The following is a 20,911-nucleotide window of genomic DNA, read 5'->3' on the forward strand; positions in this document are numbered from 1 at the left end:
TAGTTCCATGTCCAACGACGGCTATTAGCATAGGTCTTTACCCGTTTTTAGCGGCTTCACTTGCTTAAAGTTAGAGGATTTTGGCATGAAGAACCAATACATTCCCTGGAAACTAGTACTGCTTCTCTACGAAACGCTGCGCGAAGGTAATATTCATCTGAAGAGTTTGATTTTCTACTAGCTTGGACAGAAGAAAGTTGGTTAGATTACACCTAATTTGATTTTCATCTCCTTATGGGGATGAATACAAAGTAAAATATTTAACGTTATTTGCAAAGCAAGCAGCGATGGCAAGAGCAGCTACATCTACCAGTCGCAAAGCCAAGTCCAAGTCTGTGTCAGCTTCTTCTCTTCCCACTTGGACAGATGACACTGAATTGGTAGGATTGGTGTTTGACCTTGAGGCAACTAGTTCTAGTAGCCTCTATTCTCAGTACACAATTGGACTTCATGCCTGGTTTTTAGATCGAGTAAGGCAATTAAACCCGGAACTTTCTGCTTACCTCCATGATGGGGAGTCAGAAAAGCCTTTCAATATTTCGGCGCTGGAAGGTCAACTTCTTCCTACTGGCAAACAACTGCAACTAGAAGCTAAACAAATTTATCGTTGGCATGTCAACGCTCTGTCTCAAAGAGTAGCGCAGTTTCTTAGCCAATGGTTAACTCAATTACCGCAAACTTTGGCTTTAAGAGATGCACCTTTGCAAATCAAACAGGTGAGTATTGCTCATCCACCCACCACTTACGCGCAATTGTTGCAGTCATCTGTAGAGAAAAAAGCTAGTGTCAGTCTGAGTTTTGTTTCACCTACCAGCTTTCGCCGCAAAGGTCATCATTTTCCTCTTCCCGTTCCTGTAAATCTGTTTCACAGTTACCTGCGGCGTTGGAATGATTTTTCGGGAATGTTTGTCGAACCAGAGTCTTTTTTGGAATGGATAGATGAAGGGGTAATTATCCACCAGCACCGCTTAGAGTCAGTCAAAGTAGCGGCGGGTAAACGCGGTTCGGTGACTGGTTTCACAGGTGCAATTTCTTGTGGTTTAAGTAAAGCTGCTTTGGCTAACACTGAATTTACCCAGTTGTTTTACGCCTTAGTCAAACTTGCGCCTTACTGCGGTACGGGACATAAAACTACTTTTGGGTTGGGACAAACGCGCTTAGAATGGCTGGAACCAGAACCAACTACGCCTACGCAATTGCTAACAAATCTCTTGGGAGAACGTATTGCGGAATTGACAGCCTTATTTACTGCTCAACGCAAACGCACAGGAGGCGATCGCACTGATAAAATTGCTTCTACATGGGCAACGATTTTGGCACGGCGGGAAATGGGAGAATCTTTGCAAGTAATCGCCGAAGATTTAGAGATGCCCTATACTACCGTGAAAACCTACGTCAAATTAGCTCGTCGGGCGCTCAAGCAAGAAAATCAGGATTGAATAAATCAATCAGCTTTGCTTTGCAAACACCATTAAATGCTGTTGCGGTAACAGGTTTTTGGTTTCACGCCAAACTAAACCTACAGCTTGCATTTCTTGACGGACTTGCTTTTGCGTCATTTTGTGCAGGCGTTTAATCAGAATAAAGGGATTTTCGCCCCGATATTCTACTAAAACTACCCTTCCACCTGGCTTAAGTGCTTTAACTATACCTTGCATTACTTCTTGGGGATAAGCAAACTCGTGATAAGCATCCACCATCAGCGCTAAATCAATGCTTGCAGGTGGTAGGTTGGGGTTGGTCAGGGTGGCTAAGACAGGTTCAACGTTAGTAATATTATTTTCTTTTTTAAGCAACTCAATAATATCCAGCATTTCTGGCTGAATATCTACAGCTAACACTTTCCCTTCGGTTAATAATGGCGCGATACGGAAACTCATGTAGCCTGTACCAGCACCAATATCTGCTACTACATCGCTAGGTTTGAGGTTAAGGACGCTGACTATCTTGCTTGGCTGTTCCTCGGCTTCGCGATTAGGTCTTTCCAACCAGCCTGCGCCTGTATGTCCCATCACCTGCGCAATTTCTCTACCCATGTAGTATTTGCCAATACCATCGGGGCTATGGATAGTGCGCTGTTCGTAAGCTATGGCTGTGTTATTCACACTAAGTAGAAAACTCAGGATGATAACCAAGATTAATACAACACCAACCTTTGAAGAAGTTCCCCTTCTGCCTCCTGCCATCTGCCCCCTGCCTTAGTTTACTTCCACACTCACTATAGTGACTTTTGCCTTGGCAGATGTAGTATTGTCGCCCAGAAAAAGTAAATTAGGTGTGGTGTAAGGATTTTTATAACCCGGTGGTGGCGTGAAACCTGTATATTGTCGCAGCTTACCTTGAAGAATTGGAGCAACAATTCCGGTGACGGACAGTTGATAGTTAGTATCTTTGACGGTTAGCTTATATGTTTTTGCTGAAGCCTTCGTGTCATAAGCAACATTTTCGCCACGAGTAAAGCCGACATCCTGCGCCCAAATGCTGTTTTCCCAGAAACTCAATTCTATACCGTAGGGTTGCTGTTCGTTAGCCAACTTGTTAGAGATCGCCATCATACTAAAGCCAGCGCGATTATTGGAACTGTGGCTTTCAGAATTAATTTGCACTCTAAAAGTGATGGTGTAACCTTTAATGCGATCTAAAGTCACCGGAGATTGGCGGAAATATCCAGCATAATTGGCGTTAGTGCCGCTAGTATCGAGAATCGTACCATTAGTTGTGGCGATCGCAGTCGGTGCAGGAGGTACAGCACTCCAAAGATACATCCATCCTTGTTGAGCTAATGTTTGGCTAGGAATTGATAAGCCGTTATACAGTACAGCCGCAATCGCAGCATTGCTTCCTATGAGTACAGCAAAGCCAGCAGTCACAGCAGCTAGAGGTGTTTTCATTGGTTGTTGATTACAAAGGTATTATTTGACTGTTACGGTAGTGCTATCCCTGCGATCGCGGTTCAAATTATACCTTTGATTGGGGTTTTTTCTCACGCAAAACTGCGGAGACGCAGACAATTTGATGTCCTGTAAATTACCTTAATATGTCATTGCGAGTGGAACAAAGTGAAACGTAGCAATCTCAGTGTTTTTGGGATTGCTACTCTACGGTCGCAATGACGGTTATTTGAACGAAGATGATATAAAGAGACGATATCAAGTTAAATTACGAAGGAGTCAAGGCGGCTACTAAACCATTGTTCGCCAACGCGCTCTGCGATTAATGGTCTGACGGTAAACTTGGGTGGAGTGCCGTCATTAACGTCAATGCGCACGCAAGAATAAGAAAGTTGCTTTTGAAAAGCGTAGTCTTTGCGTCCTACATAGAGATGGGAATCTGCGACTTTGCGAGTGGGGCTACCAGGAACCTCGGTAAAGGTTTCCAGAAGTTCGCTTCCCTCTGGTCTTTGGCGGCGAGGGCGGCGACCGCTACCACCGGAGATTATATAGTTGATATGGGAGTCGGCGTAACCAGTATCAACGGTGCGGAGATATTCTAGACAGTGGGCGTGACCGCTAAGTACTAAATCTACTACGGGACGTTCTTGCAGTTGGGAACCAAGAGTTTGTGCTACTTGCTCAAATACCCATCGCAAACGGTGACGCACTGCTAGAGTTTGGGCTTGCTGCCATTTAGTTGCTTCGGTAACGTAGGGGGGATGGTGGAGATAAATTACTCTTCCCCGTACTTCGGAGTTATTCCAAGATTCAATTAGTCTGTTACGCAGCCAGTTGAGTTGTTCTAAGTCAATAGTTGCTGGTGTATGAGATGCTAGTTGTTTTTCAATGTCGATTTTGATTTCGTTTATTTGGTCTAATTTAGCACTGAGGTCATCGAGTTGTTCCGCATCTTCTGGGTTATCGGGGTTTAGGCGATCGCTCATTTCTAAAATCTGGACTTCTTCCCGATCTATCTCATGGCGGCGCTTTTCCAATTCTAGACGGTAAATTCCCCCTGCTTGAGTTGTCGGTAAAGGTGAAGGCTCGTTAAAAGTATTAGAATCAAGCGCGAAAAAATCTATACCACCGTACCTAAAAGTGTAATAGCGGTTGGGTAAACGGGTAAAAATTCCTGGTTCGTAGCGCAAACATCGCCCTGTTTCTGTTTTTGCCGTGTAATGGAAGTCTAAATGCTCGTTTAATTCTTCAGAAGAAGCGATTCCTGCGAGATAATCGAGAAACGCCCGCGAGTAAGCATCGCCTTGATTAGAACCGTGCCAACCAATTTCAAAATCTTTGTAGCGTAGCATCCGCCGTAGCCGCAGCGTACTGCCTGTCAGCAGACGATACATCAAAGGAACATCGTAATAATCATGATTGCCCGGCACTGGTAGAAAAGGTAGATTAAATACCATGCGATCATAGGCAATATTTTCTGGATTCTCCCCACCTACCAGAAATTCTCGGTAAGGTTCGATAAAATTTGTCGGGTAATATTCATGGGAACCCACCACATAAATCACATCACCCGTGTGCAACACCAAACTGCACTCGTCTTTGTGGGGAAGCATCAGTTTTGCAACTTGGCGTTGGGGGTGGTGTCCGTAATGAGACTTTGTACCACTATCACCAATCACCATAAAAGAGAAGTCTGGGCGATCGTTTTTACAATCGTCAATGACCATACTAGTTTGGTCGATTCCTCTTTGCACAATATTCGGGTGTAGCCACCGCACCCTTTCCTGCATCTTGTGAATTTTCACAGAAATTGGCGGTTCGGATATCAATCTCATTAGCGATTACTCCATAATTTGGTCAAAAGTCCAGAGTCAAGAGTCAAAAGTCAAGGGTCAATAGTCAAAGATTAAGTTTCAAGGTGCAGCTTCCGACATCAAAACCGCAACGTTCAGGTTCAAAGGTGCAATTTTCGACATCAAAACCGCAACGTTCAGGTTCAAAGGTGCAATTTCCGACATCAAAACCGCAACGTTCAGGTTCAAAGGTGCAATTTCCGACATCAAAGGTGCAACATTAAGGATAAAAGGCGCAATTTTCGACATCAAAACCGCAACATTCAAGTTCAAAGGCGCAACATCGAGGATAAAAGGTGCAACGTTCAGGCTCAAAGGCTCAACTTCCGCGTTCCAAGGTGCAACGTTCAGGCTCAAAGGCTCAATTTTCATTGTTCCAAGGCTCATCTTTCACCTTAAAAGGCTCAACAGACATCATCAATTCACAACCGACCATCAAATTTACTCTTCCTCCTGCCCTCTGCCCCCTGCCTTCTGCCTTCTACTGATAACCTGCCGCTTGTAACAAGAACAACTTGGCATATTGTCCACCAGCGGCTAACAATTCTTCGTGAGTTCCCTGTTCCACAACCTGTCCTGCTTCAATCACCATGATTTTATCGGCCATGCGTACTGTCGAGAAACGGTGGGAAATCAAGAATACCATTTGATTTTGGGTAACGCTGCGAAAATGATTGAAAATATCAAACTCAGCTTGGGCATCCATTGCTGATGTTGGTTCGTCTAATACTAAAATATCTGCCCTAGTTCGCATAAAAGCACGGGAAAGGGCGATTTTTTGCCACTGTCCCCCAGAAAGTTCCTGTCCTCCCTTGAACCAACGACCAAGTTGCGTCCTAAAGCTGTCAGGTAACTGGTGAATAAATGGTTCCGCCATGCCTTTTTGGGCAGCATTTTGCCAGCGATTTGTATCTTCCAAATACTCCACATCACCAACGCCAATATTTTCCCCGACCGTGAATTGATAACGGACAAAGTTCTGAAAAATCACACCAATGCGCTGCCTTAATGCTTCGATCTCCCATTCTTGCAAATCCACACCGTCAAGGAAAATCCTTCCGGAGTCGGGAGTGTAAAGTCGGGTGAGTAATTTAATGAGAGTTGTTTTACCAGAACCGTTTTCACCGACAATTGCCAGTTTTTCTCCCGGTTTTAAATGTAGAGAAATATTCTTCAATGCAGGCTTTGAGCTTCCTGGATAAGTAAACGAGACATTCTCAAACCGAATCCCATCTTGGGGATTGATACCTCTGGTAACTGTACCCCAAGGCTGAGGCGCTTCCTCTTCAAGAAAGTCGTAAAGATTAGAAAGATAGAGGTTATCTTCGTACATCCCCCCAATAGAAGTCAGCGCACCCGAAAAAGTAGACTGACCTTGGCGGAAGACGGTGAGATACATCGTCATATCTCCCAAAGAAATCCTACCCAAAACAGTTTCGACAACAATCCAAGCGTAGGCTATGTAAAATGCTGTGGTACTTACCAAACTCAGAAGATATCCCCACAGCCCGCGCCGCAAAGTTAAGTCCCGATCTTCGCCATAAAGTTGGTCAAAAATATTGCGATAACGTCCCAGCAGCATTTCTCCTAGTTGATAGAGTTTGACTTCTGTCACAAAGTCTTCTCTCGCCAAGAGATTTTCTAGGTAATGCTGTTGGCGAGTTTCAGGCGCGCGCCAACTAAATAGACGAAAGGCTTGCCCAGCAAATTTGGTTTCCGCAATAAATGCGGGCATTGCTGCTAAAATCAGCACAATCAACGCCCACACAGAAAACTTCACCAACAAAATACCGTAAGTCACCAATGACAGGGCACTTTGCACTAAACCAAATGTGCGAGTTACCAAAGAAAGCGGACGTACTGAAGCTTCTCGCCGCGCATTCAAGAGTTTGTCATAAAATTCTGAGTCTTCAAAATGGGTGAGATCCAGTGTCAGCGCTTTTTCTAAGATGAGTACATTCACGCGCTGACCTAGTAGCACCCGTAACAGCGATTGACAGACGGTGAGACCTCGCTGACTTCCCGCCAATAACATGACTGCGATCGCTTCTAAGGCTACATACAATAAAGGGCTAGTAATGTTACGATCTGCACCAGCTTGAGATGCCAACACTACAGCATCCACAATCAACTTTCCGATGTAGGCGATCGCTGCTGGTAACAGACCAGCCACTAAAGTTAAAGTAGCAAGGATAATAGTTAAACTGCGGCTGGTAGTCCACACCAAGCTAATAGCGCGTCCGCTGTAACGGAAAACGGCCAGTGATTGTCGCAGAGCGTTTCGTTTCTTTTTAGTCTTCATTATTCTTTTTATAGCGTGGAAACACCTGCGATCGCTTGGCAATATCGACACGATGCGACCCGATACCCTAGAGGATACAAATAGTTCTCTCGCATAACCGACATACCGCCCACAGGCTAGAAGCCTGGGGCTATACATACAAAGCCCACCTGCGTGGGCTTTGTACAATTAGCAGCACCATTCTATGGTGTGACGGCGGGCTTGGGATAAGCGGGGTCATACCTGTAATTCACTAGCAGTATCCTCCTACTGTGCAGGCATTTTTCTTTTCGCGATAACATAATAAGCGCAAAGGTCTATCTCTGGGTGGATATGCAATGATGCCTATACGTCAAACCTTATCTAAATCTGACATTCAACTATCTTACTTAGAGTGGCACCAAGGTGAAGAACCCTTATTGTTTTTACACGGACTAGCCGACAATGCCTTAGTCTGGTCTAGTTTAGGAGATTATCTAGCAGCAGATTATCACATAGTTGCCCCAGATATGCGCGGTCATGGCGAAAGCAGCAAGCCAGAAGATGATTATAGTTTTGAGAGTGCGATCGCGGATTTAGAAGCTCTCATGGATCGTTTAGGATGGTCTAGTGCCCATGTTGTCAGTCATTCGTGGACGGGTAAACTAGCTGCCATTTGGGCAAAACAAAATCCAGAACGTTTGCGGAGTATGATTCTGGTCGATCCCATCTTTATCTGGAAAATGCCCAGCGTCTTCAAGCTGACATTTCCTCTGTTATACCGCGTCTTACCTTTCCTTAAAAGCATGGGGCCTTTTGCTAGTTACGAGTCAGCCAAACAACAAGCGCAACAGTTAAGCCAATATCAAGGATGGACTGACTTACACCAAAAAGTCTTTGAAGCTGGAATTGAACAAAAACCCGATGGTAGTTGGGGTAGTAAATTTACGATAGCTGCCCGCGATCGCATTTTTGAAGATGTCATGCGAGTACCTGGGTTGACACAGCCAATTTACCTACCTACTCTGTTCGTACAACCCCAAAAAGGTGTAAACCGTCAAGAATGGCAACTTAAACCCTACAAAACTCATCTGAAAAACTTAAGCATCTGCCAAGTTCCCGGAAATCATTGGCCTTTCTTGACACAACCGGACGCCTTTAACCAGACTGTGGAAGCTTTTTTAAAACAGCACAAATAAGAGAAATCTCCTTATCATTGACGGGAACGCTAGAAATCAGATGAGGATTGCTTTCCTTATATCACCGATTGGTCAGTCATGAGCCTTTGTATTAATCCCGTTTGTCCTCAACCAAATCAATCAGACCAGGAGGAACAACGCTTTTGTCAAAATTGTGGTTCCCAGTTGGAATTGTTGGGACGCTACCGAGTGATGGGCCTGTTAAGTGACAAAACTGGCTTTACTAAAGTCTATGAAGCATACGAACAAGACACAGCCAAAATTCTCAAGGTGCTTCAAGAAAATCTGTCTGGGGACGCCAAAGTAGTTGAACTATTCCAGCAAGAGGTAGCTGTACTGCAACAGTTAAATTATCCTGGTATACCAAAAATAGATGGTTACTTTCAGTATCAAACCAGAAATGGCTTGGCGTTGCACTGCTTGGCAATGGAGAAAATTGACGGACTCAACTTAGACCAATGGTTAAAGCAGCAAAATAATCTCCCCATTTCTCAAGCACAAGCTATAGCCTGGTTGAAACAGTTAACAGAGATTTTAGTTGTATTACATGGCAAACAATATCTGCATCGAGATATTAAGCCCTCTAATATTATGCTGCGCACTTCTGCAAATACTTTGGAGAAGGAAGATTGGGGAAATTTAGTCTTAATTGATTTTGGCACAGCTAAAGAATTAGCTAAAACTTTAACCAGGATGAATGCAATGATGTCCTCTGGTTATAGTGCCCCAGAACAAATGCACGGTCAAGCTGTACCGCAATCAGATTTCTTTGCTTTGGGACGTACCTTTGTATTTTTGCTGACGGGATATCATCCTGTTGATATGCACGATCTTCAACACAATGTTTTGCACTGGCGAAATCGTGCGACTCATGTCTCAACTTTGCTATTAAATCTCATTGATTGGTTAATGGCACCAGACATCAAAAACCGTCCTGCTAATGCTCAAGAAATTCTACAGCGTTTAGCAGAAATTGAACAACAACTAACTGTACAGGGAAATCAACAAACACAACAGTTAGCTTCGCCAGCTAGCAAAACTGTTTCATCGTCAGAAAAGCGTCCAGAAAAAATGCCATTGTTGGCATTAATAGCAGCATTACTCACCTCATTAGGATTACTTGGTGTTATAGCTTTATTTTTTAGCACACTAAAATTTCCTGCCGTTCCTAATTATGCACAATTACCAGAACGAAAAGGTAAGGTAGATTACTTTAGCTATGCTGAAGGTAAAGACAGCGAAGGTAGAACCGCAGAATTTAATATAGCTGTTTTATCAATTGAATATAAATGGCTGTTAGGTAGTAATTTCCAAATAAAACATAACAATACAATTATCAGTATAGAAGCTTTAAAATTAAACTTAGAACAAGAAGGTATACAGAATATAATGGAAAATCCTAACGAGATTATTTCTGTAGGTACAGCTTCTTGTGAAGGCAATGTAGCAGTCGAACAACGCCGCGCGCTAGAACGTTCTCAACAAATACAACTTTTAACCAAAAAATTATTTAGCAATATACCCAGCGTTAAAGGTTATCGCTTATTAAACCTCGGACAATTTCAACGCGATGATTGTCAGCCTAATCAAGATTTAACTGCATATCAAAGAAGCATTATTATTATTGGCGTTAAGAAAAAATCAAAGGGTGTAATTTTAGATGAAGCTTTAAGAAATAGGTTAGATAAGAAACCTTTTGCTGATTTTAAATTAGAAGATTATTCCTTGGGTTCTGCGGAGAAATTTAAGACAATCCCAAGTAATTTATAGAAAATATGTGAGTGTTATTCTATTATTAAAACTTCTTTTCTAGCAAAACTCTGCCATCATTGGCTACTACCACATAACGATACTGACGCGGTGCAATCTGCCAGAAACGTTGCAAACGGCTTTGTTGATACCCAACAGGAATGTTAATTTCAAAGTATCCGTTTTCTGGCACCCAAGCAATCCACCAAACTTCACCAGTTTTCCAGCCGATAACATTCCAAAATTGCAGACGAGTTTTCTTTTCTTCTGCTGCGGAAATCGGAAATCTTACTTCTCGCCACGACGGACGCCCAGAATTACGCAATTGCTCTAAAATCGAGTTACCGCGATTAAAGCCGTAGACGGTGTTGTAATAATAACCATATCTTGCCCTTTCAGTCAGTAGAGTAAAGCGAGTACAACCATCGTAGGGCATAGAGACAGCGCGACCATCGTTAGCATAAACTTTAAAGGGTGGTGCGCCAATATAATCACCCGATGAGTCTTGTTGCTCTTGTGGTGTCAAAGTATAAGAAAGTAATGTGTTTAATACTTGCTCCTTTTGGGGAGTGGTCAAACGATCGAATGCTGAAGTGAGAGTGATGCGATCGCCATTTAGTTTACCGTAAGGACGCGCTTCACCCCAAGGATAAGTTTTCTGCTGTTGCAATTGCTGCCAATGACGTTCCATTGCAGGTTGAACTTTTTGTAAATTCGCAATTTGATCGGCGCAATTGGCTTGAGATGGCGCGTTCGCTATTAGCAGATTGAATAATATAGCATTAGGAACCAAGCAAAATAAGCTTTTAAATTTGAGCATAGTGCTTCTGTCATTTCTTTACTTCCAAAATCATGCCTGAAAAGCTGTCTCAGAATCTAAAAATCACTAGAATGCTTAAGTATCTAAACTTGATTAAACTTAGTTAACTAAAGCCTTAAATTTCTTAACTCTTAATTTTAAATTATTTACGCTCCCATTCCAGAATATTGCTTCAAACCCATACGCCATAGCCAGCGATTAATCACGAAAAATATTAATGCCCAACCTACCAAGGATAAAAATCCTCGTCCTAAATCCACAGGTAAACCAACCAAAATACTCGCAGGAAAATCAACTAAATAAGGAAAAGGTGTCCACATGAGTATCATTCGCACGCCTTCAGGAAATACTTCTAACGGTGCAATCAAACCAGATAAAAATAAATAAAATAATAACCAAATATTTTCTAAAGCAGTTGCTCTTTCTGTCCAAAAAGCTAACATCGCGAAAGTATATTGAATAATAAATCTTAAAGTAAAAGCTAACGCTACTGATAACAGAAACAATAACAAATTACTCAAGCTAGGCAGCCAAAATGCTTGAGGATAAAGGATAAAAAATAATAGTATTAATATAAATGTAAATTGCAGCCGAGCAACTCTATCAGCAACATGAGTTGCAACATGATGCCAAACAGGATCGATAGGTTGTAGGAGTTTGGGAGAAAGTTTGCCTTCCACTACCTCTTTTTGAAAATCCCAAATTACCCACACAGCAGTAAATTGCCTAATAATAAAAACTGCTAAAAAGTAACGAGCAAAATCTACAGGTGTTAAATTTAATTTGCTATTTTGCGCCGCCTGTATCCAAATACCCATAAAGATAATAGGTAAAGAACCAGACAAAACCCAAAAAATCATTTCTGCCCGATACTCAAGTATATAGGCGTAGTAAACTGACAGCAAAGTTAGGGCTTTTCTAATAATTCGCTTCATTTATTGATTGCAATTTTATAGCTAATTTAAAAGAATTAGAATAGAAATTGTAGGGTGGGCATCGCCCACCAATAGCTTATCTAATTAACATTTAAATAAAAGGTGGACAGTGTCCACTCTACTCAAAATTTACTACACAACTCCTGCTTGAAATACTTTACCAATAACTTCTTCTACAGGCGGTTCAGTTACTTTTAAATCGACTACCTCTAAGTCAGCCAAAATCTGAGATACAGTTTGAGTTAACGTTTCTTGGGGTACTAAAAAACGCACAGTTCGTCCTTCTAAAAGTTGCACCTCACCATAAGTTGCAAGTTTTTCTTGGGGCAAACATTGAGCTAACTCAACGTGAATTTCTCGGTAAGGTGCGAAGCGTTCTAAGAGTTCATCCAAGCTGCCATCATACATCAGTTTTCCATGATGAATTAACAACACTCGTTGACATAAAGCTGTAATATCAGCCATATAATGGCTAGTCAATAATACAGTTGCTTGGTAACGCTGATTGTACTCGCGTAAAAAATCTCTCACTCCTGCTTGAGCATTCACGTCTAAACCTAAGGTAGGTTCATCTAAAAACAATACCTGCGGACGATGCAATAGTGCGGCTAAAAGTTCCGCCTTCATGCGTTCGCCCAAAGATAGCTTCCTGACTGGTTGGGTAAGCTTAGTTTCTAGGGAAAGCATCTCCGCTAATTCACCTACCCGTCGCTGGAACTCGCGATCGGGGATGTTGTAGACAGCAGCGTTAATTTTTAACGAATCGAGGGCTGGTAAATCCCAAATTAACTGTTGCTTTTGCCCCATTACCAAAGTAATCTTCTGCAAAAATGCTTCTTGGCGCGCAAAGGGAACCTGTCCTGCGACTCTAACGCGACCGCTAGAAGGATGAATCAGTCCCGTCAGCATTTTCAGGGTAGTAGTTTTACCTGCACCATTTGGCCCTAAAAAACCTACTACTTCCCCAGTAGCGATTTCAAAGGAAACATCTTGAACTGCTTTAATTTGGCGGTAAGTGCGGCGGAAAAAGTGAGCGATCGTCCCTTTAATACCAGGCTCTTTCACCGCCACCGGATAAAATTTGCTGAGGTTTTCAGCCACGATTATCGGCATAAGCCTCATTTTAAACGACCTGAGCGCAAAATACTCAGAATTAGCCACAGTCCCAACAGACTAGCAGCTGCAAACAGGACGCTGCTCAAAAAAGATAGTTGAGTTGTCTGTGCATGGTTGGAAATAATTGCTGCGCCCATAATCAGCGAACCTACCAAAATGCTAAAAGAAAGGCGGTTGGCTGCATCATCCATAGTTCGGCGTACACCATCTAAACCCCGCAGCGATAAATTCCACTGCAATGTTTCCGAAGTTACTCGATCTAATAACAGTTCAATCTGGCGGGGAGATTGTAACGAGAGACTTTTAAGATCCAATGCCGTTCTTAAGAGCGATCGCAAAGGATTGGCTCCTACTAACTGGCGGCGAAATAAGTCTGTGAGTAATGGCTGAATTTCATCGATGAAGTTGAGTTCGGGATTAAACCCCCGTGCCAACCCTTCTAAGTTAGCCAGAGTTTTGGCATACAAACCCATGTTACTGGGCAAGCGAATTTTATTATTCCGGGCGACTTGCAGAATTTCGTAAATGACATGACTGAAATTAATTTGCGATAAATTGACGTTGAGATACTTGCGCAGCATCCGGTCATAATCATTTTCTAAGCGCGCTAAAATTACAGGCTGGCTAGAATCTGCTAACTGTAAAGTTAACTGCGCGCATCGTTGAGCATCCAAATCCACGATCGCTAACAGCATTTCTGTTAATATCTGCTGGGTGCGGGGATCGAGTCTGCCAACCATACCACAATCTAACAAAGCAACCCGGCCATCTTGGAGATAAAATAAATTCCCCGGATGGGGATCGGCATGAAAAAATCCATCTATATATAGTTGTTGAAAAAAAGCTCGAAATAGCAAAGACGTGATCGCTTTGCGTTCTGTAACGGGATCTTTACCATTATTATTACTAAAATTGGCTGTCAGGATCGGTACACCCTCCAGCCACTCCATCACCATTAATTTTTCTGTAGTTAATTCCCAATAAATTTGGGCAACTACTATTTGCTGGGGATCGAACCAGCGGCTATGAGATAAATTCTGTCGCAGTTGGTCGGTATATCCTGCTTCCCTGGTGAAATCTAATTCTGCTTCTAAGGCTTTAGTAAATTCTTCGGCAATAGATTTAATTTCATAGGTTTTGCCAAAATCAGTTCGAGCTACTAAATCAGCAATTCCTTGAATTAAAGCAATATCTTGAGCAACTGTAATATCGATCCCCGGACGTTGCACCTTTAAAGCTACTTCTCTACCATCCGTTAATGTAGCGCGATGGGTTTGGGCAATCGATCCCGCCGCTACTGGTACGGGATTAATTGTCCTGAAAGTTTGCTCTAGGGGGCTTTTTAGTTGTTGGCGCAAAAGTATTTCTATTTCTGTCCAGGGAACTGGTGGAACTTCATCTTGCAGTGTCGATAGTTCTTCAATGTAGCTAGCACTAAGTAAGTCTGGACGAGTAGAAAGTAGCTGACCTAGTTTTACATAAACTGGCCCCAAATCCACCAGGATATTTTTTAGTACCGCAGGTGTAGGTAACTGTGGTTCATCAGCTTTACCACCAGTAAGTAGCCTGCGCATATAGTCCCAGCCATTACGTAGGACTACTTCGATAATTTCTCTTTGACGAGGAACTGTTTGAGTGAGGAACATTTTTTTGGGGATGGGGCATTGGGAATTGGGCATTGGGCATGGGGCATGGGGTATTAGGGATTGGGAAGAAGGTCATGGTCAGTTTGTTAAGAGGAGCCAGTCACGTGCGGAGGTTCCCTCCGTTGAGTGAACTGGCGATCAAGAATCAAGAGTCAAGCATTTCTTCTCCCCCTGCTCCCTGCTCCCCTGCCTCTTTACCCCCTGCCTCTAGTCACTCGCCTATATCAAGTTATAATGAAACAAGCAGAATTTTAGCCTCTGCCAAGGGTTTTAAATTTTACAGCTATAGCAAGTCGGTAAATCGGGGATCGCTTTGGAGTGTTTTGAGTATCTGCTTAATTTCCTGGGTACGGTCTTTTTTGACTACGAGGGTGACATTGCGATCGCGTACGATCACAACATCCTCTAAGCCTATGGTAACAATCACGTCGTCGGGATCGGTGGCGTAAAGTAGTGCCCCTTTTGTGTCCAACCCAACATGGGTAGCAAGTTCCACATTGGGAGTCTCTTCTGTTTTCAGCAAGCGCTCAATCGCATTCCAATCGCCTAGATCGTCCCAACCAAATGCCGCAGGTAAGACATATGCTAAAGTGGTCTTTTCCATGAGAGCATAGTCTATACTTTTTTTAGGTAATTGCGAGTAAATATCAGGCCCATTTTGTGCTAGAGGTTCGATAATTTCCGGTGCATGGGTATAAAGTTCCTTCAGAACCACCCCAGCTCGAAAAACGAACATACCACTATTCCAGCTAAAACGCCCCGTTGATAAGAAAGATTCAGCCGTTTCGCGGTTGGGCTTTTCAGTAAAGCGGTTGACGTGATAAGCTGGCAACTCATTAAAGTTACCAATTTTTGCGCCTTGTTCGATATAGCCGTAACCAGTTGATGGGAAAGTAGGCTCGATCCCCAATGTGACAATCGCTTCTGTGCTTGCTGCCAAAGAGCTAGCAGCATTTAATGTGTCTGCAAATGCTTCGCGATCGGCAATCCAGTGATCGGCGGGGAAAAAGCCAACGATCGCGTCTTCTCCATAACGCTGTTTGATTTCTAAACTTGTCCAAGCAACAGCTGCGGCAGTGTCTCTTCCCTCTGGCTCGATCAATAAATTTTGTGACGGCAGTTGTGGTAGTTGTTGTCGCACTCCTTCAGCTAGTTGTTTAGAAGTAATGACAAATAAAGAATCCCATCCGCCTACGAATTCTATCAGTCGATCGGCGGTTGCTTGCAGTAGGCTCCTAGAGCTACCATCAAGGCTTAAAAATTGCTTGGGTCGCCCAGAACGACTCAATGGCCAAAAACGCTCACCTTTACCACCAGCAAGGATCGCGGGGAACAATGAGTTAGTCATTATGTCATACATGCCTACTAAAGAACACTACAAGTTTACAGTGGGTTTAGCCACTGGCAGGATTTGTAGGTTGCATTAACATACGTTTAGGGAGTGGTTGAGTGGGGAGATAATTGTGATCAAACAAATGCAATGGACGGAAAATCAAGTTACGCCTCAGCAAGTACCAGCTATAGATTTAGATGAGGTTACACCTCAGCAATTACAAAAGTCAGAAAATCAGGTTGCACCTCAAGAAACACCAGCACCAGAGCAGGAAGTTAGACCCAAGGAACCAACTCATGTTTCCCGTGGCGTCGTCGAGTCTGTAGGTGAAATCCCCAATCAGCTTTATGAGCGCTTGGGCTTAACCATGCCGCGATGGCTGTTGTGGATTTTAACGGTGGTTTTGGGGATCGTTTTATCGGGGCTATTGGTATCTACCTTGGCTTTATGGACTCCTTTATGGAGCAATCTCGATCAAACCGATGAAGACGCTGGAGTAGCTACTAAAGATCAACAAAAGATACCTCTACCTGGGGAACTATGGGGAAAAATCTCTGAGTATCAGCTTTCAAGACCCATGAATATCTTGATTATGGGGATTGAACCAGTCAAAGGTACTGTTGATGGCTCACCCGAAAGTTTTGCAGGTAAAAGCGACACCATGCTCATGGTCAGGCTCAACCCTGCTGATAAATCGATTAAAGTGCTTTCAATTCCCAGAGATACGATGATTGCGATCCCCGAAAAGGGATTGACAAAAGTATCCGATGCTAATGCCCAAGGCGGCCCAGTTTTGGCAGCACGGGTAATCAGCCGGACTTTAAATAATGCACCAATCGATCGCTATATGCGCATCTCAACCAGTGGCTTGCGTCAGTTGGTCGATCAGTTGGGTGGAGTAGAGGTTTTTGTTCCCAAATCCATGTCATATGAAGGCACTTCTGGGCAACAGTCAGTTAATTTAGTTAGCGGCTGGCAAACTATTAACGGCGAACAAGCAGAATTATTTGTACGTTACCGCGAACCAGGCTTGGGAGATCTACCAAGGGTGCAACGGCAGCAAGCACTCATGAAAGCGTTACTAGAACGCCTCAATAGTCCTACTGTTTTACCCAGGTTGCCGCAATTAACCCGGATTATGCGGAAGTATTTTGATACCAACCTGAAAATCGAAGAAATGATGGCATTGGTAAATTTCTCTCTCAACCAAGATAGAGATAATTTCCAAATGACTGTATTACCTGGTGGTTTCAGCCGTTTCAGCCAAGACCCCAATAGTTATTGGTTGAATATGACTGGACAACAAAGCCTATTGAATGATTATGTTGGGGTAAATGTACCTGGTCTCAAGCCCGACGCGCGACCGGTAACTAAACTCAAAATTGCTATTCAAAATGCTTCTAATCAACCTCAGTTAACTCAAAAAGTTATCAATTATCTCAAACAAAAAGGCTTCACTAGTGTTTACGCAGCGCCAGATTGGCCTGATACTCAACGCCAAACTCAAATTATTGTGCAAAAAGGTAGACGAGAACTAGGAATTGACTTGCAACAATTAGTTGGTTTAGGTCAAATCGAAGTTTCAGCTACCGGCGATTTGGAATCTGACTTAACAATCCGGATTGGTAAAGATTGGAAGTAGTCATTAGTCATTGGTCATTAGTCAGTAGTCAGTAAGCAAATAACAACTGACTGCTGACAATTGACAGAGGACAAAGGACAAAGTTATGAAAAATTTCTGGCTACGCTTTTTGAGTTTAATACTGATTTTACTCCTAGCTGGTTTATGGGTGATTTTGTCTCCTAAACCAGCTTTTGCGCAAGCAAAGACCATTAACTACAACAATACCCATTTAGAAAATCGCGACTTTTCTTACACTGATTTAGCTGGAGCTAAATTTGTAGCAGCGGAAATGCGGGGAGCAAATTTTCAAGGAGCAAATTTAACTAACGCTATTCTTACTAAAGGCGTTTTATTAAAAGCCAATTTAGAAGCTGCAAACCTCACCGGTGCTTTAGTAGATCGGGTAACTTTTGATAGCGCAAACTTGAAAAATGCGATTTTTACAGAAGCAACTTTGACCAATAGCCGCTTTTATGATGCGGTAATTACTGGTGCTGATTTTACAGATGCGTTGATTGACCGCTATCAAGTGTCCTTATTATGCGATCGCGCCGATGGAATAAATCCAGTTACAGGTATTTCTACACGCGAAAGTTTGGGATGTAAATAAGTAAGGGTCAAGGGTCAAGAGTCAAGAGTTGTTTCTTCCCTGTCTACCTTGTCCTCCTTGTCCCCTACTCTTTCATGAAGGCAAACCCATAACTGCACGATAATGGGTTGCAAGTTGGTCTACAGTTGGAGATGGGCGTTGACTATGCCATTGGCTGTGGTTAAATATTTGTTTTCGCAAGTCATTAACGTTGATAGTAGTAACTTTGCCATTAGCAACAATTTGCTTGCCATTCATCCAAGCATGATTAACAACATTACTAGGTCTTCCTAAAACTAATAAACCAATGGGATCTGTACGGGGTAATAAGGATAAATTAGTCAGATCGTAAAGTACTAAATCGGCTTGTTTACCTATGGATAAAGAACCCAATTGATCTGCCAGATTTAATCCCTTAGCACCTCCCAAGGATGCCATTTCTACTGCTTGTCTGGGTGTAATCCAGTGCTGATAATCCAAGTCTGTAATGTTGTGTAAAATCGAGCCAATTTTAATTGCTTCTAACAAATCTTGTGAGTCATTACTCGAAGCGCCATCACAACCAAAGGTAACATTTACTCCAGCTTGACGATATTTTAAAATTGGGGCGACACCGCTACCTAGACGCAGATTACTCAAGGGGTTATGAACGACTGTAGATTGAGTTTCTGCCAGAATTTTAATATCAGCATCGCTTAACCAGACGCAATGAGCAAGAGAAGTGCGATCGCTTAAATAGCCAATGCGGTTGAGATGTTCCACAGCCGAACAGCCGTATTTTTCTTCGGCGAGTTTTTCCTGTGCTTTGGTTTCTAGTAAGTGAGAGTGACGACAAAGATTATAGCGATCGCTTAATTCAATACAGCCAGTAAATAAAGCATCACTACACAATTGAATTCCCGTAGGCGCAACTAAAATATTCACACCCTCATCGGGACGATGTAACTGCTTTACCGCTTCTTCGATGATGTCTAAGGTTGCTTGCGTTGAGCGAAAATAAGGTTCATGAGTTTGTTGCGTTTCCCCAGATGGTATCCCTGCTGTCAAGGATTCATCTTGAATTAAAGGGGCGATAAAAGCCCGAATTCCCACTTCTTTGTAAGCGCGGGCAGCTGTAGCAATGGTTTCAAACTCTTGTTCTGGAATCAATACCAAATGATCTACTACACTCGTACCGCCAGAAAGCAGAGTTTCTACCGCCGTTCCCAAAGCGCTGAGGTAAACCTTTTCTAAATCGAGGGGAGCAAAATCGTAGAGTTCCGCCAGCCATAATTCTAAAGGTAAAGGTGGAATCGCTCCACGTTGCCACATTTCCGAAGAATGGGTATGAGCATTGATGAAGCCAGGAAGTAATAATTGATTTGTGCCATCAATAGCTGTACCAATTACATCTAAGTTCGGCGCGATCGCCGCAATTTTCCCATCTCCAATCTGGACATCAACGAATGCGTAAGCATTATCAGTGGGAATTAAAGCATTCTTGATAGTAAACTTCACGATTTTAACCTTGATTAAGTAATCGAACGTCTCAGGGGATTTCAGGGTACAAAATAAAAAAAGGTGTTGGGTATTGCCATTTATGAATCAGCCTTTACGGTCATTGGGAGTTGCACCAAATGCATGGACAGTGAATCAGGCGATCGCAGACATTACTCGTCCTCCAAAGACCCCACAACCCGCTATCTTATCAACAGAAACCAAAACCCTGCGACTAGACTTGGCAAAAGCGATCGCGATCGTGATTGATATGCAAAACGACTTTTGCCACCCCGATGGCTGGTTAGCCCATATTGGCGTAGATATCACCCCGGCCCGCAAGCCAATCGAACCTTTACAAAACTTACTTCCACAACTGCGTGTAGCTGGTGTTCCGGTAATCTGGCTAAATTGGGGAAATCGTCCCGATTTACTCAATATCAGTGCTGGCTTGCATCACGTTTACAACTCTACAGGCGAGGGCGTAGGATTGGGCGCTCCTCTACCTAGCAATGGTGCTAAGGTACTGATGGCAGGTAGTTGGGCAGCAGCAGTAGTAGACGAACTTCAACAGTTACCGGAAGATATTCGTATTGATAAATACCGTATGAGTGGCTTTTGGGATACTCCCTTAGATAGTATCTTGCGGAACCTGGGAAAGACGACAATATTTTTTGCTGGTGTCAATGCCGACCAATGTGTGATGGCTACCCTATGTGATGCCAACTTCTTAGGATATGACTGCATTTTAGTAAAAGATTGCACCGCTACAACCTCCCCCGACTATTGTTGGCTGGCGACGTTGTACAACGTGAAACAATGCTTCGGGTTTGTTACTGATTCACAAGCGATTTTAACAGCATTGCAAAATGCTGATGCTTGAGTTTTGCATCTGATAATCATTCACAGGAGATATATTAATGCACGCTACTCGTTGTGTAATTCCTGTTATTAAATCTCCCCAAGATTACCAAGTTTACCGCATTAGTCCTCACGATTCTAATCGGTTAGCAATTATCTTCGATACAGCAAATGCGAATACTTCCTTAACTTGCTGTGTAGAAATTTTTGATGTTGGCGGGCAAACTCCACCTAATCGTCATCAATGGGCAGTGGAAATGTTTTTTGTCCTCAAAGGGGAAGGCATAGCTATTTGTGATGGCAAGAAAGTTCCTATTAAAACAGGAGATAGTTTATTAGTACCGCCTACAGGCACTCATTTGATTAAAAATACAGGTTCAACTCGCTTGTATACATTAACAATTATGGTGCCCAATGAAGATTTTTCTGAACTAATTCGTAGTGGCACGCCAATGGAATTAGATGCAGAAGATATGGCAGTACTAGGGAGATTAGATGCTTTGATGCCTTACTAAAATAGTTTGCAACCACAGATGAACATCGGTGTAAGCTTATAAAT

At 42.9% G+C, this 20,911-nt stretch carries 18 protein-coding genes; 7 read left to right on the forward strand and 11 right to left on the reverse strand.

Annotated features, from left to right (window positions below; translation table 11 throughout):
- The first annotated feature begins 287 nt into the window (after positions 1-287).
- Positions 288-1,439 carry a CRISPR-associated endoribonuclease Cas6 gene (gene cas6, locus AACU33_RS33060; RefSeq protein WP_096594486.1) on the forward strand — a complete coding sequence of 384 codons (1,152 nt, stop codon included), beginning with the start codon at positions 288-290 and terminating at the stop codon, positions 1,437-1,439.
- A 9-nt stretch (positions 1,440-1,448) separates the two neighbouring features.
- Here cas6 and AACU33_RS33065 read toward each other — a convergent pair whose 3' ends face one another.
- The 5 genes from AACU33_RS33065 to AACU33_RS33085 form a co-directional block, all read right to left on the reverse strand.
- Positions 1,449-2,186: a class I SAM-dependent methyltransferase gene (locus AACU33_RS33065; RefSeq protein ID WP_096594487.1), complete on the reverse strand. Its 738-nt coding sequence runs from the start codon at positions 2,184-2,186 to the stop codon at positions 1,449-1,451.
- Positions 2,187-2,198: 12 nt separating this feature from the next.
- Positions 2,199-2,891 carry a choice-of-anchor Y domain-containing protein gene (locus AACU33_RS33070; RefSeq protein WP_096594488.1) on the reverse strand — a complete coding sequence of 231 codons (693 nt, stop codon included), beginning with the start codon at positions 2,889-2,891 and terminating at the stop codon, positions 2,199-2,201.
- 263 nt (positions 2,892-3,154) lie between these two features.
- A complete protein-coding gene (locus tag AACU33_RS33075; RefSeq protein WP_096594489.1) occupies positions 3,155-4,726 on the reverse strand; it encodes a metallophosphoesterase family protein in 1,572 nt (523 codons plus the stop codon).
- Between the two features lie 78 nt (positions 4,727-4,804).
- On the reverse strand, positions 4,805-5,131 hold the full coding sequence (locus tag AACU33_RS33080) for a hypothetical protein (RefSeq protein WP_096594490.1): 327 nt from the start codon (positions 5,129-5,131) through the stop codon (positions 4,805-4,807).
- Positions 5,132-5,225: 94 nt separating this feature from the next.
- Positions 5,226-7,046 carry an ABC transporter ATP-binding protein gene (locus tag AACU33_RS33085; RefSeq protein WP_096594491.1) on the reverse strand — a complete coding sequence of 607 codons (1,821 nt, stop codon included), beginning with the start codon at positions 7,044-7,046 and terminating at the stop codon, positions 5,226-5,228.
- A gap of 320 nt (positions 7,047-7,366) precedes the next feature.
- Between AACU33_RS33085 and AACU33_RS33090 the strand changes: the two genes are divergently transcribed.
- Together AACU33_RS33090 and AACU33_RS33095 are read left to right on the forward strand one after the other, a co-directional pair.
- A complete protein-coding gene (locus AACU33_RS33090; RefSeq protein ID WP_096594492.1) occupies positions 7,367-8,203 on the forward strand; it encodes an alpha/beta fold hydrolase in 837 nt (278 codons plus the stop codon).
- Positions 8,204-8,281: 78 nt separating this feature from the next.
- On the forward strand, positions 8,282-9,973 hold the full coding sequence (locus AACU33_RS33095) for a serine/threonine protein kinase (protein WP_096594493.1): 1,692 nt from the start codon (positions 8,282-8,284) through the stop codon (positions 9,971-9,973).
- 25 nt (positions 9,974-9,998) lie between these two features.
- Here the strand turns inward: AACU33_RS33095 and AACU33_RS33100 are convergent, their stop codons facing one another.
- The 5 genes from AACU33_RS33100 to AACU33_RS33120 all read right to left on the reverse strand — a co-directional run bounded on the left by AACU33_RS33100 (position 9,999) and on the right by AACU33_RS33120 (position 15,817).
- Positions 9,999-10,772: a phosphoribosylaminoimidazolesuccinocarboxamide synthase gene (locus AACU33_RS33100; protein ID WP_096594494.1), complete on the reverse strand. Its 774-nt coding sequence runs from the start codon at positions 10,770-10,772 to the stop codon at positions 9,999-10,001.
- A 146-nt stretch (positions 10,773-10,918) separates the two neighbouring features.
- Positions 10,919-11,707, reverse strand: coding sequence for an ABC transporter permease (locus AACU33_RS33105; protein ID WP_096594495.1), 789 nt, complete (start codon positions 11,705-11,707; stop codon positions 10,919-10,921).
- 132 nt (positions 11,708-11,839) lie between these two features.
- Complete coding sequence (locus AACU33_RS33110; protein ID WP_096595473.1) at positions 11,840-12,820, reverse strand: ATP-binding cassette domain-containing protein; 981 nt, start codon at positions 12,818-12,820, stop codon at positions 11,840-11,842.
- A gap of 5 nt (positions 12,821-12,825) precedes the next feature.
- A complete protein-coding gene (locus tag AACU33_RS33115; RefSeq protein WP_096594496.1) occupies positions 12,826-14,469 on the reverse strand; it encodes an AarF/UbiB family protein in 1,644 nt (547 codons plus the stop codon).
- A gap of 283 nt (positions 14,470-14,752) precedes the next feature.
- On the reverse strand, positions 14,753-15,817 hold the full coding sequence (locus tag AACU33_RS33120; RefSeq protein WP_096594497.1) for a mannose-1-phosphate guanylyltransferase: 1,065 nt from the start codon (positions 15,815-15,817) through the stop codon (positions 14,753-14,755).
- 115 nt (positions 15,818-15,932) lie between these two features.
- On the opposite strand from AACU33_RS33120, the gene AACU33_RS33125 reads away from it, so the two are divergent.
- Positions 15,933-17,444, forward strand: a complete 1,512-nt coding sequence (locus AACU33_RS33125; protein ID WP_096594498.1) for an LCP family glycopolymer transferase — start codon at positions 15,933-15,935, stop codon at positions 17,442-17,444.
- An 85-nt stretch (positions 17,445-17,529) separates the two neighbouring features.
- The gene (locus AACU33_RS33130; RefSeq protein WP_096594499.1) at positions 17,530-18,036 is read left to right on the forward strand and encodes a pentapeptide repeat-containing protein; all 507 of its coding nucleotides are present in this window, start codon (positions 17,530-17,532) and stop codon (positions 18,034-18,036) included.
- A gap of 72 nt (positions 18,037-18,108) precedes the next feature.
- Here the strand turns inward: AACU33_RS33130 and AACU33_RS33135 are convergent, their stop codons facing one another.
- Positions 18,109-19,512, reverse strand: a complete 1,404-nt coding sequence (locus AACU33_RS33135) for an amidohydrolase (RefSeq protein ID WP_096594500.1) — start codon at positions 19,510-19,512, stop codon at positions 18,109-18,111.
- Positions 19,513-19,594: 82 nt separating this feature from the next.
- Between AACU33_RS33135 and AACU33_RS33140 the strand changes: the two genes are divergently transcribed.
- Both AACU33_RS33140 and AACU33_RS33145 read left to right on the forward strand, forming a co-directional pair.
- Positions 19,595-20,374: a cysteine hydrolase family protein gene (locus AACU33_RS33140; RefSeq protein ID WP_096594501.1), complete on the forward strand. Its 780-nt coding sequence runs from the start codon at positions 19,595-19,597 to the stop codon at positions 20,372-20,374.
- A 37-nt stretch (positions 20,375-20,411) separates the two neighbouring features.
- Complete coding sequence (locus AACU33_RS33145) at positions 20,412-20,867, forward strand: cupin domain-containing protein (RefSeq protein WP_096594502.1); 456 nt, start codon at positions 20,412-20,414, stop codon at positions 20,865-20,867.
- Positions 20,868-20,911: the final 44 nt, after the last annotated feature.

The sequence above is a fragment of the Calothrix sp. NIES-2098 genome (genome assembly GCF_963875125.1).
Taxonomy (GTDB): Bacteria; Cyanobacteriota; Cyanobacteriia; order Cyanobacteriales; family Nostocaceae; genus Aulosira.